The 12,921-nt window shown below is 53.3% G+C and carries 14 protein-coding genes; 10 read left to right on the top strand and 4 right to left on the bottom strand.

Annotation, left to right across the window (positions count from 1 at the left end):
* Positions 1-62: 62 nt before the first annotated feature.
* Complete coding sequence (locus QMZ30_RS12945) at positions 63-956, top strand: fructosamine kinase family protein (protein ID WP_283227689.1); 894 nt, start codon at positions 63-65, stop codon at positions 954-956.
* Between the two features lie 4 nt (positions 957-960).
* Here QMZ30_RS12945 and QMZ30_RS12940 read toward each other — a convergent pair whose 3' ends face one another.
* On the bottom strand, positions 961-1,497 hold the full coding sequence (locus QMZ30_RS12940; protein WP_039335910.1) for a YniB family protein: 537 nt from the start codon (positions 1,495-1,497) through the stop codon (positions 961-963).
* 143 nt (positions 1,498-1,640) lie between these two features.
* On the opposite strand from QMZ30_RS12940, the gene hxpB reads away from it, so the two are divergent.
* The 6 genes from hxpB (at position 1,641) to QMZ30_RS12910 (ending at position 7,074) form a co-directional block, all read left to right on the top strand.
* A complete protein-coding gene (gene hxpB / locus QMZ30_RS12935; protein ID WP_283227688.1) occupies positions 1,641-2,309 on the top strand; it encodes a hexitol phosphatase HxpB in 669 nt (222 codons plus the stop codon).
* Between the two features lie 300 nt (positions 2,310-2,609).
* Positions 2,610-3,446, top strand: coding sequence for a 5-dehydro-4-deoxy-D-glucuronate isomerase (gene kduI, locus QMZ30_RS12930; RefSeq protein ID WP_283227687.1), 837 nt, complete (start codon positions 2,610-2,612; stop codon positions 3,444-3,446).
* A gap of 11 nt (positions 3,447-3,457) precedes the next feature.
* A complete protein-coding gene (kduD, locus tag QMZ30_RS12925; RefSeq protein ID WP_283227686.1) occupies positions 3,458-4,219 on the top strand; it encodes a 2-dehydro-3-deoxy-D-gluconate 5-dehydrogenase KduD in 762 nt (253 codons plus the stop codon).
* Positions 4,220-4,358: 139 nt separating this feature from the next.
* On the top strand, positions 4,359-4,949 hold the full coding sequence (locus QMZ30_RS12920; protein ID WP_283227685.1) for a metal-dependent hydrolase: 591 nt from the start codon (positions 4,359-4,361) through the stop codon (positions 4,947-4,949).
* A 153-nt stretch (positions 4,950-5,102) separates the two neighbouring features.
* Positions 5,103-6,494 carry an L-cystine transporter gene (locus QMZ30_RS12915; protein ID WP_283227684.1) on the top strand — a complete coding sequence of 464 codons (1,392 nt, stop codon included), beginning with the start codon at positions 5,103-5,105 and terminating at the stop codon, positions 6,492-6,494.
* 196 nt (positions 6,495-6,690) lie between these two features.
* The gene (locus tag QMZ30_RS12910; protein ID WP_283227683.1) at positions 6,691-7,074 is read left to right on the top strand and encodes a DUF6515 family protein; all 384 of its coding nucleotides are present in this window, start codon (positions 6,691-6,693) and stop codon (positions 7,072-7,074) included.
* A 53-nt stretch (positions 7,075-7,127) separates the two neighbouring features.
* On the opposite strand, the gene osmE is transcribed toward QMZ30_RS12910, so the two are convergent.
* A complete protein-coding gene (gene osmE, locus QMZ30_RS12905) occupies positions 7,128-7,463 on the bottom strand; it encodes an osmotically-inducible lipoprotein OsmE (RefSeq protein ID WP_039335923.1) in 336 nt (111 codons plus the stop codon).
* Positions 7,464-7,653: 190 nt separating this feature from the next.
* On the opposite strand from osmE, the gene QMZ30_RS12900 reads away from it, so the two are divergent.
* The 3 genes from QMZ30_RS12900 to cho all read left to right on the top strand — a co-directional run bounded on the left by QMZ30_RS12900 (position 7,654) and on the right by cho (position 10,761).
* On the top strand, positions 7,654-8,844 hold the full coding sequence (locus tag QMZ30_RS12900; RefSeq protein ID WP_283227682.1) for a multidrug effflux MFS transporter: 1,191 nt from the start codon (positions 7,654-7,656) through the stop codon (positions 8,842-8,844).
* Between the two features lie 117 nt (positions 8,845-8,961).
* Entirely contained in the window at positions 8,962-9,789 is an 828-nt protein-coding gene (gene nadE, locus QMZ30_RS12895; protein ID WP_283227681.1) for an NAD(+) synthase, read from the top strand.
* A gap of 111 nt (positions 9,790-9,900) precedes the next feature.
* Positions 9,901-10,761, top strand: coding sequence for an excinuclease Cho (cho, locus tag QMZ30_RS12890; protein WP_283227680.1), 861 nt, complete (start codon positions 9,901-9,903; stop codon positions 10,759-10,761).
* Between the two features lie 79 nt (positions 10,762-10,840).
* Here the strand turns inward: cho and spy are convergent, their stop codons facing one another.
* A complete protein-coding gene (gene spy / locus QMZ30_RS12885; RefSeq protein ID WP_039335930.1) occupies positions 10,841-11,338 on the bottom strand; it encodes an ATP-independent periplasmic protein-refolding chaperone Spy in 498 nt (165 codons plus the stop codon).
* A gap of 567 nt (positions 11,339-11,905) precedes the next feature.
* Positions 11,906-12,895, bottom strand: a complete 990-nt coding sequence (gene astE / locus QMZ30_RS12880; RefSeq protein ID WP_283227679.1) for a succinylglutamate desuccinylase — start codon at positions 12,893-12,895, stop codon at positions 11,906-11,908.
* Positions 12,896-12,921: the final 26 nt, after the last annotated feature.

Here is a 12,921-nt window from a genome sequence, read left to right as displayed (position 1 = left end):
GGTTTTGCTGAAGTTTTGCGCGTTACAATCACACTTACGCAGCGAATAAAGAGGATTACCCAATGTGGTCAGCCGTTAGTCGTCTGTTAAGCGAACATGTCGGCAGTGCCGAAATCACTGAGCGTCACGAGTTACCCGGTGGAGATGTCCATCCTGCCTGGCGTATTCGCTATGGTGAATTGGAGGTGTTCGTTAAGTGTAATACCCGCGATATGCTCACCTTGTTCAGTTGGGAAGCCGATCAACTTGATTTACTCGCGCGTACCCAGACCGTTCGCGTACCCAAGGTGTATGGTGTAGGAAGCGATCGCGACAGCAGTTTTCTGCTGCTGGAGTATATTCATCCCGACCCTCTCAATGAGCACAGTGCCTTCCAACTTGGTCAGCAATTAGCGCATCTGCACCAATGGAGTGAGCAGCCGCAGTTTGGCCTCGACTACGACAATAACATCACCACATCACCGCAACCCAACAGTTGGCTACGCCGCTGGTCCGTGTTCTTCGCTGAGCAGCGTATTGGATGGCAATTACAGCTCGCGGCTGAAAAAGGGGTGCAGTACGGCAATACAGAGTTGATAGTTGATTGTGTGCAGCGCGCCCTGGCTAACCATCATCCTCAGCCCTCTTTGTTGCACGGTGATTTGTGGCCTGCCAACTGTGCAGGCAGCAGCAGCGGTCCATGGTTGTTTGATCCGGCCTGTTATTGGGGCGATCGCGAATGTGATTTAGCAATGCTGAGCTATTACGCCGATTTGCCTCGGCAGATTTACGAGGGTTACCACGCCGTGTGGCCGCTGGCGGAAGGTTTTTCACAGCGTCAGCCGGTTTACCAACTGTATTATCTGTTGAACCGTGCCAATGTGTTTGCTGGCAACTGGGCAAATGAAGCGCAATTCGCCATTGACCAGTTGCTGGAAGAAGATGTGGCAGGACAGCGTCAGGCCAAACCGGCCTGACCGCTTAAAGCATGCCTAATAGCTTGAGTACAAAGTATCCGGCAATCGCAATGACGATGGGCAGGATATAGAGCGGGAATATCTGTAACAGGATGGTGTGGCGCGGCACATGGATTTTTTCTTCCAACTGCGCGCGAGTCCGCCCTTCCGAACCTTTCGCTTGCTCCAGAATCATTTGATCCTCTATCCCTTCTTTAATATGGCGAGATTGACGCCACATCCGAGCACCAGACGCCTGCAACGCAATCCCGACAAAGATCAGAATGTAGATGATCCAGAAGCCGATGTTGGCACCGCCGTTAAATTCAGGCACCGGAGAGTTTTGCCAAAATACGTTTAAAAACGGCGTGTTGAACTTGACCATATCCACCATGACGTGGACAAAATCGAGCATGACGGCATCAATGCCAGGCTGCTTTTCACTGTGTTTAAACATGAAGCCGAGGATTGAGATGATGGTCGATAGCAGCGCTGGAATGAAAATGACCCAGCCGGCCACTCGCTTAAGGATGGCGATGCGGCCAGCCTGTTGATAAGTCATGGTGTTTCCTTCACATACAGTAGTTTTGCCCTAAGTCTACCTGCACTGATGCATTTTTTCCTGAAAAATGCGTAACCTGCCGTGAGTCGGTTTTCCAGGCCTGCCATGTTAAGGTATGACAAATTTTTAAACGGAGCTGTTGTATGTCTTATCGTCGCCCTGTCGTGGCCGCTATTTTTGATATGGACGGATTGCTGATCGATTCAGAGCCGTTATGGGATCAGGCCGAGCTGGATATTTTTTCCAGTCTGGGTGTGGATATCTCACGCCGCCACGAACTGCCGGATACCTTAGGTCTGCGTATTGATCAGACCGTGCGCATGTGGTTTGAAGCGCTGCCGTGGAATGGGCCAGATCAAGCCGAGGTGACGCAGCGGATTATTGCGCGTGCGCTGGCCTTGGTTGAGGAGACACGACCACTGTTGCCGGGTGTGGAGCAGGCACTGCAACTTTGCCAGCAGCAAGGGTTAAAAATCGCCCTCGCCTCTGCCTCCCCTCTGTTTATGTTAGAGCGTGTGCTGGAGATGTTCGATCTGCGTCGCTATTTCGATGCGATTGCGTCGGCGGAAGCCCTTCCTTATAGCAAGCCACATCCTCAGGTGTATCTGGACGCTGCCGCTAAGTTGGGCGTTGATCCGTTGAACTGCGTGACGCTGGAAGATTCGTTTAATGGCATGATCGCCACTAAAGCTGCACGCATGCGTTCTATCGTGGTGCCAGCGGAGTCGCATCGTGACGATGCACGTTGGGCGCTGGCTAATGTGAAGCTGGTGGATTTGACAGAGCTTCGGGCTGAGCATCTGTTTAACTAATTGTTTGTTCGCTGTAGGTTCTGATGCTATCGACAGGACAGACCCGTCCGATCGCAAAGACAACACGCATCCCTGCAGATCGGCCGGGCCATCCTTGGCCCGGACGCTTTGCTCTTCGGACGGGTCTGTCCTGTCTATTTTGATTTCCTCATCGCTTAAAACCCAAATGGTGCGGTAGTTTTGATCGTCCACACAAATAACTAAAACAACGTTTCATTTTTATTGAATTACCATCCCATCCTGCCTAAGATGCCCAAAGACCCGATTCGGGACACTTCCTTTTACATTGAGAGGCCTGAGATGGACGTTCGTCAAAGCATCCACAGTGATCATGCAAAGAATCTCGATACCGCGGGACTGCGCCGCGAATTCTTGATCGAAAAGATCTTTGAGGCAGATAACTACACGCTGACCTATAGCCATATTGACCGCATCATTATCGGTGGCGTGATGCCGGTGCAGCAGTCGGTGACTATCGGTGAGGAAGTCGGCAAGCAGTTGGGCGTCAGCTATTTTCTTGAGCGCCGAGAATTAGGGGTGATCAACATTGGCGGGCCAGGCTTAATCGACGTTGATGGTAAAACCTGGGAGATTGGCCATCAGGAAGCCCTGTATGTGGGACAAGGGACGAAGCGCGTCATCTTCCGCAGCAGCGATGCCCGCCATCCTGCAAAGTTTTACTACAACAGTGCACCGGCGCATACACGCTATCCCGACAAGAAAATTACGCTGGAAGACGCCGTCAAAGCCACGCTGGGCGATGCCGCCACCTCGAACCGTCGCACCATCAATAAATTCATCGTGCCGGACGTCCTTCCCACCTGTCAGCTCACCATGGGGTTGACCCGCCTTGATGATGGCAACCTGTGGAATACCATGCCCTGCCATACCCATGAACGCCGCATGGAAGTGTACTTCTATTTTGATATGCCACATGACAGCGCCGTGTTTCATATGATGGGACAACCACAAGAGACGCGCCATTTACTGGTGCATAACGAGCAAGCTGTTATCTCACCCAGTTGGTCTATCCACGCCGGTGTCGGCACCCAGCGCTATACCTTTATCTGGGGCATGGTCGGTGAAAATCAGGTGTTTGATGATATGGACCACGTCAGCATCAGCGCGCTGCGCTAACAGGAGGCACAATGATCCTTAACGCATTCAATCTCGAAGGCAAAGTTGCGTTGGTGACCGGCTGTAATACCGGTTTAGGGCAAGGTATGGCATTGGGTCTGGCGCAAGCAGGTTGCGATATCATTGGGGTAAACCGCGCAGGTCCGGCTGACACCCAAGCCAAAGTCGAAGCGTTGGGGCGGCGCTTCTGGTCCATTCAGGCCGATCTCACCAAGCCGACAGTGGTGCCGCACATTGTCGAGCAAGCCGTTGCCCATGCCGGGCGCATCGATATCCTGGTCAACAACGCCGGTATTATTCGCCGCGAAGATGCGCTCAATTTCAGTGAGCAAGACTGGGATGATGTGATGAACATCAACAGCAAAAGCCTGTTTTTCCTGTCACAGCACGTTGCCCGACAGTTTATTGCGCAGGGTAACGGCGGCAAGATCATTAACATCGCCTCGATGTTGTCATTCCAGGGCGGTATTCGCGTACCTTCTTATACCGCATCGAAAAGCGCAGTGATGGGCTTAACCCGTCTGATGGCGAATGAGTGGGCCAAACACGGCATCAACGTCAACGCTATTGCACCGGGTTATATGGCAACCAATAACACCGAGCAACTGCGCAGCGACGAATCGCGTAATGAAGAGATCCTGGGACGTATTCCATCGGGCCGTTGGGGTAACCCCGATGACATGATGGGGCCGATCGTGTTTCTCGCCTCAAGCGCGTCTGACTATGTTCAGGGATATACGTTGGCCGTCGATGGTGGATGGTTAGCACGCTAAGCTAACCTGTTCTTTTCCCGCGTCATTATGACGCGGGGAAGTGAAAAATATTCACGCTTCGTTACAGCGTCACCATTCTCATTTACTGGATAAATCCCTATACTGGATGCATCGACAGTTTTTGCAGCCAGGTTTCATCATGACGGCCGAAGGCCATATCATTTTTGCCATTGCCAGCGCGATTTTTGCCAAGCGCGCGGAGTTGACGCCGGTATTGGCCAGCGCCGATTGGTGGCATCTTGTGCCTGCTGCGCTGTTGACTTGCCTGCTGCCCGATATTGACCATCCTAAATCCGTGCTGGGCCAGCGTTTAAGATGGATATCCCATCCGATAGCGCGCGCCTTCGGGCATCGCGGCTTTACGCACAGCTTACTGGCGGTCGCGGTCAGCTTGTGGCTGTTCCAGATTAATGTTCCCGTCGACTGGTTTTTACCCGCAGATGTGTTGCAGGGCATGACGCTGGGTTATCTCAGCCATATCATCGCCGATATGCTTACCCCCGCTGGCGTCCCACTGCTGTGGCCCTGCCGCTGGCGCTTTCGCTTACCTTTACTTAATAGCCAGAAAGGCAATCAACTGGAGCGTGCGTTGTGCCTGGCATTGGTGGGTTATGCACTGTGGTTCCCGCCCGGCACGCCCTCTTTTGGTGCTAACGGCTGGCCAGAACAACTGTTTAATACGCTACAAAATGGGGTGGGTCGGGTAATTAACGGACAGAAAGAGCAATAAGCATACAAATTGCGATATTAAGTTATAAGCCATTCTTTTTGGATATAAGCCTGCACTTTCATGAACTGGTAACATTCCTGACATTCCCTGACGGGAATTGACTATTTTCCGCGCCAGCTCATGACGCTGCGCGGCTCATCTCTGGAGTCGAGCATGGATTTTCCCCTCATTCTTAATATCGTGGCCTTTGTCGCGCTGCTGATTGTTCTCAATCGCATTGGCAACCAAAGCTGGAGTTTGTCGAAGCGCGTACTCACCGGTCTGGTGTTTGGCGTGTTTTTCGGTTTGGCGCTGCAAACCATTTATGGTGAGAACAGCCCGGTCGTGAAGGACTCGATTAGCTGGTTCAATATTGTCGGTAATGGCTATGTGCAGTTGCTGCAGATGATCGTCATGCCGTTGGTGTTTGCCTCTATCCTCAGTGCCGTTGCGCGTCTGCATAATGCTTCTTCACTGGGCAAAATCAGCGTACTGACCATAGGTGTGCTGCTGTTTACCACCGCCATCTCTGCCTTGGTGGGCGTGCTGGTCACCGGACTGTTTGGCCTGAGCGCGGAAGGTCTGGTGCAAGGTGCCCAGGAAACCGCGCGTCTGAGCGCGATTCAAAGTAACTATGTCGGCAAAGTGGCTGATTTGAGCACGCCGCAGTTACTGCTCTCCTTTATCCCGAAAAATCCGTTTGCGGACATGGCGGGGGCTAACCCAACGTCAATCATCAGCGTGGTGATTTTTGCCGCCTTCCTTGGTGTGGCTGCTTTGCAGTTGCTGAAGGATGACAAAGCCAAAGGCGAGCGTGTACTGGTGGCTATCGATACCCTGCAATCCTGGGTGATGAAGCTGGTGCGTTTGATCATGAAGCTGACCCCTTACGGTGTGCTGGCGTTAATGACCAAAGTGGTAGCGGGTTCCAATCTGCAAGACATCATCAAACTGGGTGGTTTTGTGGTGGCTTCTTACCTCGGTCTGGCCATCATGTTCGGAGTGCATGCCCTGCTGCTGTCAGTTAATGGCATTAACCCAATGCGTTTCTTCCGCAAAGTGTGGCCAGTGATTACCTTCGCCTTCACCAGCCGTTCCAGCGCGGCCAGCATTCCGTTGAATGTGGAGACGCAGACGCGCCGCCTGGGTGTGCCAGAATCGATTGCCAGCTTCTCTGCCTCGTTTGGTGCCACTATCGGTCAGAACGGTTGTGCCGGTCTCTATCCGACCATGTTGGCGGTGATGGTTGCGCCAACCGTGGGCATCAACCCATTTGATCCGATGTGGATTGCCACCCTGGTCGGTATCGTCACTCTGAGCTCTGCCGGTGTGGCTGGCGTGGGGGGTGGTGCCACCTTCGCGGCACTGATTGTCTTGCCTGCGATGGGCCTGCCAGTGACGTTAGTCGCCCTGTTGATCTCCATCGAACCGTTAATTGATATGGGCCGTACCGCCTTGAACGTCAATGGCTCGATGACGGCCGGTTCTTTGACCAGCCGCTGGCTCGGTTTGACCGATAAAAAAGTACTGGAAAGTGACGAACACGCCGAACTGGCGCACCGTTAATCTTCCCCAGCCAGACAACGGCAGGCCGCAAAGCCTGCCGTTTTTTTTGGCTTCAGCTCCGCAATTCAGCCTAATCGTGGTGCCCGCGTCAGGAAAGTGTTAAGCATGGTAAACAGACGAAAAATCAGCCATTTTTCACTTGAGTTTTAGCGTGCAAAGGCTAATTCTGCTATCAGTCATAGCAGGAGAATCACCGATGAAAAACGTTATCGCCTCGGTGCTGGCGTTAACCTTATTAACACCAGCCATGAGTTTTGCCCACCCTTACGGATGGGGACCGGGTCCGGGTCCACATTGGGGTGGCGGTCCACGTTGGGGTGGCCCCGGCCCGCTGCGCTTCTTACCTGAAGCAGCAACTGCAGTGCTGATCGGCGGCCTGACCTATTACATGCTGAATGGCAACTACTACCAGCGTCAGGGTGACACCTATGTCGTGGTGCAAGCGCCTGAAGCGCCACCAGAAGGCGGTATGCGGGTGCTGGATTTCAACGGTAAACGCTACTATGTGCAGGAAGGCCACTATTATCAGCGAGAAGTCGGTGGTAATTATGTCGAGGTGCCGCGTCCATACGGACTCTAAGCCCAACGAAAAACGGCCCGTCTAAGACGGGCCGCTTCGTTAATCTGTCACGCTTACTGTGCGGCTTGCGGGTCAGTATCGTAATCTTTGCAGCTCTGGAAACCGTAATTCATTACGCGACCCACATCGTTATAACTCACGAAGTAGGTTTGTTGTTTACCATCACGCTCACCGATAACATAAGTCTGGCAAGTACCACGGGCATGCACCATGGTAATTTCAGTCGACGGCGGTCCAGCAATCTGGCGAACCTGGTCGCGGGTCATGCCTTTTTTCACATCCTTCACCACCGGCTTAGTCACATAGCTTTCGGCTTTGTCATAAGTCGTACAACCAGACAGGGCTACCAGCGTTAACGCGGTAGCGATACATCCCAGCACTTTATTCATCTTTATATTCCTCATACTTTGTCCATGTCACACTAATCCTGGAACATAAATCCAGATTTATCAAATCACTGGCTTCGCTTTCAGCCCATTCTGAAGCGTTAGTTTTTCGTAAAGTTGCTGTGTTGCGGCCTCCCGCTTCGTATAATCCTCCGGCAAAAAAATCTTAAGACAGAAAGAAAACAGAGGATCAATGACACCTGCACACTCTAATCGGCTGGTTTACGCCATTACGCTCGGCTTGCTGGCGGCACTCGGGCCGTTATGTATCGACCTGTATTTACCCGCACTACCAGAACTGGCGCGCGATCTGCACACCGAAACCGCCACCGCACAGCTGAGTTTAACCGCCGGTCTGCTGGGTCTGGGCGCAGGCCAACTGCTGTTTGGTCCCATGAGCGACAAATTCGGTCGTATTAAACCGTTGCTGTTGTCGTTGGTGCTGCTGTTTATTGCCTCCATTGGCTGCGCACTGGCAAAAGACATTCATTCACTGCTGGTTGCTCGCCTGTTTGAAGGCTTAGCGGGCGCGGGCGGCGCAGTTCTGTCCCGTGCAATCGCGCGCGATATGTACAGCGGCCATGAATTAACGCGTTTCTTCGCGCTGTTGATGTTAGTTAACGGCCTGGCACCGATTGGTGCACCGGTGCTTGGTGGCGTGCTGATGACGGTGCTGAACTGGCGCGGCATTTTCGTGGTGTTGGGCTGTATTGCGGTGTTACTGATTTTCCTCGCGCGCTGGAAGCTACACGAAACCTTGCCTGCTGAACGTCGTAGCCAGGGTTCGATCTTTTCCGCATGGGCCGCACTGGGTCAGGTTGTCACCCATCGTCCCTTTATGGGCTTCTGCCTGACGCAAGGTTTCATGATGTCAGGGATGTTTGCCTACATCGGCGCATCGCCGTTTGTGCTGCAGCAAATCTATGGTCTATCACCGCAGGCGTTCAGCTTCTGCTTCGCCGCTAACGGCATCGGTCTGATTATTGCATCACAAACCAGCGCCCGGTTGTGTCCGCTATGGGGTGAATATCGGGTGCTGAAAGGTGGGTTAACACTGGCATTCGTCGCGTCAAGCTGCCTGTTGCTGGCAGGTCTGACACACGCTGCGCTGCCGGTGATTTTGGTTGCGTTGTTCTTTACCATCGCCAGTAACGGTGTGATTGCCACCACGGCGTCATCACTGGCGATGCAGAGTCAGGGACATCGCGCAGGCAGTGCCTCAGCGGTTATTGGTGTCACCATGTTTACACTGGGCGCCATCAGCGTGCCCGTCACCGGACTGGGAGGCACCTCGGTAGTCAGCATGACGGGCACCATTTTTGGCTGCTTCATGCTGGCAATTTTAATGTTCATCGTATTGGCGAAAAAGCCTAAAAGCGCCTGAAAATCCTGCAAATAAGTGCGACAGCAAGCCTCGCGGCTTGTTGTTTGCCAGCAGAGGGGTTAGCTTTAACAAATGATTCGCATTGTGCCGTCAGGCTACAGACTTGAGGAGAGGTTCATGTCACTGCAGCAGGAAATCATTGGAGCCCTGGGTGTAAAACCCGTTATCGATGCACAGCAGGAAATCCGCGTCAGCGTTGATTTTCTGAAGTCCTACCTGAAAGCCAATCCCTTTTTAAAAACCCTGGTGCTGGGTATCAGCGGCGGCCAGGACTCTACGCTCACCGGCATCTTGTCACAAACCGCCATTCGCGAGCTGCGTGAAGAAACCGGTGACAACGATTACACCTTTATTGCGGTGCGCCTGCCATACGGTGTGCAGGCTGATGAACAGGATTGTCAGGATGCGCTGGCATTTATCCAGCCAGACCGCACGCTGGTGGTGAATATCAAAGAGGCGATTCTGGCCAGTGAACGTGCGCTGAAAGAAGCGGGCATCGTGGTCTCTGATTTTGTACGCGGTAACGAGAAAGCCCGCGAGCGTATGAAAGCGCAGTACAGCATCGCCGGGATGACCAAAGGGGTTGTCGTTGGCACCGACCACGCGGCAGAAGCCATTACTGGTTTCTTCACCAAATACGGCGATGGCGGCAGTGACATTAACCCAATCTTCCGTCTGCACAAAGGTCAGGGCAAACAATTGCTGAAAACCCTGGGCTGCCCGGAACATCTTTACCTGAAGCACCCAACGGCTGACCTGGAAGATGATCGTCCTGGCTTGCAGGATGAAGTCGCGCTTGGCGTCACTTACCAGCAGATTGATGCCTATCTGGAAGGTAAAACCATTGATGCCGCCGCTGCGAAAACCATCGAAGGCTGGTATCTGAAAACCGAACACAAACGTCGCCCACCGATCACTGTGTTTGACGATTTCTGGAAGAAGTAATCTCTTAGCGTTTCCCGCAATACCGGCGGGAAACGCCCTCTTCAGCCACGCGTTGGCGAAATAAGCACCTGCCTGATATACTGGACGAACAACCAGTAATCGGAGTGAGCTTTGGTCAGACGTGCTGCCAGCCACCGCCTCGATTTTGATGCGGCGGCCATTTATCAATATCCCGAACATCTTCGCCAATGGCTGGAAGGATTACCCAATCAGCCTGGGGTGTACACCTTTCACGGTGACAGCGAAAACTTACCTTTGTATATCGGTAAAAGCGTCAACTTACGCAGTCGCGTGATGGCGCATTTTCGTACGCCCGATGAAGCCAGCATGTTGCGCCAGGCGCGACGCGTCACTTGGATCCCCACCGCCGGCGATTTGGGGGCGCAATTGCTTGAAGCGCAAATGATCAAAACGCAGCAGCCGCTGTTCAATAAACGCCTGCGTAAGAATCGTCAGCTCTGTTCACTGCAACTTGACGCTGGCGCGCCGCAGGTGGTTTACGCAAAAGATCTCGATTTCTCCTGCTCACCCAATCTTTACGGTCTGTTCCGCAGTCGTTTTGCCGCCCTGGAAAAGCTTAAATCCATCGCCGATGAACAGCGGTTGTGCCATGGGTTATTAGGATTAGAGCGCTTGAGTCCAGGACGAGGCTGTTTCCGCGCCGCACTAAAGCGCTGTGCCGGAGCCTGTTGTGGCAACGAATCGGTTGAGGAGCATCAGCAACGTTTGCATGCGGCGCTAGAGCAGATGCGCGTGGTGTGTTGGCCGTGGCAGGGTCCCGTTGGCATGGTGGAAGTCGGTACAGAGATGACGCAAATCCACGTCATTGATCATTGGTTCTGGCTGGGTTCAGTCACAACAGAGGCTGAAGCGCGTCAACTACAGCGCGCGCGGCATGGCTTCGATCATGACGGCTACAAAATTCTCTGCCGCCCCCTACTCTCTGGCGTCTTCCCGCTGATTGAGCTTTAGAAACAAAACCGCCGACGCTGCCCAAAGCATCAGATGCAGTGGACAACGTCGGCGGTCTCAAACCGATTAGCTAAACGGCTTATTCACCATCAGCCGGCGGTGGCGGCATTTTACCGTCATGCGGGCCTTTCTCTGTCAGACGTTTCTCAAAATTAGCGTTGTACTGTTTTTTCTGCTCTGGTGTCAGCACGTTGTAAATCTTGTTCTGAGTTTCCATCATCTTCAGCGCACGATCTTTCGCGTTGGCAGTCATTTTCTCGGCCTGCGCTTCTGCTTTCGCTTTATCGAAGGTATCGGAAGCAATGATGCTGTGGTTCGCACGGCGCTCTTCCAGCGACGGACGTTTCATATCTTTATGGCTGTCACGCATGATGGTTTTGATCTGGGCTTTCTGCGCGTCAGTCAGATTAAGGCCTTTAAACATCATCTCCATGCCGTGATGGCGCATCGGCGGCTTGTGCATCGGTTTTTCGCTACCCGCTGGCGGTGGTGTGAGGTTGTCCGCAGCAGCGTGGACGATGTTGGCAGCACCAAGAGCCATTGTAGTAGCCAGGAACAGGGAAGTGAGTTTACGCATAATATTGTCCTTACTATTCAGTTTCATGACGACAAGGTGTGTCGCGTCTTCGGAAACAAGCATACGACGCCAAACGTCAACTACTCAGAGGCTGAGTAAAGCCCTGAAAGCATAAAAGACAAAGATCAGGCAATCATGGAGAGAAAGAGAAGAAATGCGTGAGGAATTGCAAAAGAGTATGACAATCAAGAAGAAATGCGCAGGAATTAAGGAGGAGTGTAACGGTATTGTCGGATTTGAGGAAGGAAAATATCGGTCTGTTAAAGGATGCAAGATATTGTCGGACGCGACCTTCAGGCCCGCCCCTGACGCCCGACCGTAGTAGCGCATGGAAAGAATATTGACCATCACGGACAACAGCAGCGATCATGCTTAAGGTCCCGTAAAGGCCAGCCCGAAGAGCAAAGCGTCCGCCGCTGGGATGCGGCGGCCGATCTGCATGGATGCGAGATTTCTTTGCGATCGGGCTGGCCTTTATGGGGCCATGCACCAGATTCACAACAACCCCAGCAAAAAGTGCGCCGCTACGGTTTGACGCTGGTGGCGCTAGCTACATGATCGGAGTTTTTACAGCGCCTGCGTCTGTTCGTTCTCTTCGACCAGCATCAATCCCGCACGCAATCCCGCCGCCACCTTAGGATTGGGAAATAATACATACTCTCGCGCTTGCTGCACGTAATAGCGTGTCTCACCCTCTTCTGCCAGCAAAGTCCCCTGCGGGAAGGCAGTAAAGTTCAGGGTTTCCGACCCCATGTGCAACACAAAATCGTCTCCATGACGGGTGATTTGCTGCGTCACGCGATAACGGCGCGGTGTTTCATGCACCTCAGGCAGTTTCTCACCGTACAGCAGCGCCGCTAAGGCACGCTGCACCGCGCTAAACTGATTAAGGTCATTCTCACCAAAGGGTAAGGCTTTACCCAGCTCCAGCGTGCTGCTCGCTGCATCATGATGTTCACAGCTGTAATGCGTGAAGGTTCCGCCAGGGGAGCGATGGAACACCAGCGCTTCCAGCTCTGCCGCCGCCAGCCAATGCAGGAACGCTTCTGGCCATGGCTGGAGATTTAGCGGCATCACGCCGAAGCGCGCATGATAAGAGCCGCGGATCGCCGTATGCAGATCCAGATGCCAGCGCACCTCATGATCGCGGCAAGTGCGCCAGAAGTTCTCCAGTGCTTGCTCCAACCGCAGCGCACGCTGCGCTTCCGGCAGTTCCGACACCTTCTGCCAGCGTCCACCAAACAGCCGGTTCATATCGTACTGCTGATAACGCTTGCCACTGCGTAACGCCGCGGGATTACCTAAAATTACCAGCAGACGCACTGCCAGCGGCTTTTCTCCCTGCAGTAGCGGCGTCAGCAACAGATTAAGAATTTCGACTGGCGCGGTTTCGTTGCCGTGAATACCGGCAGACAGTACCAGCGCTTGATGAGTCGCATGATGCGGGGTCAGCGATAAGATGCCTTCGTCGAGCCACTGCCAGCTCAAATGGTCATTACGGCCTTCTCGCTGGCGAGGTGGCTGACCGGACAAGGTTTGCTGTAAAAAGTCCTGCATGATTTCTCCTTTCTCACTCAGAGGCG

It is taken from the genome of Pantoea sp. EA-12 (genome assembly GCF_030053355.1).
GTDB lineage: Bacteria > Pseudomonadota > Gammaproteobacteria > Enterobacterales > Enterobacteriaceae > Pantoea > Pantoea vagans_C.
This window is presented reverse-complemented; position numbering and strand designations above follow the sequence as displayed.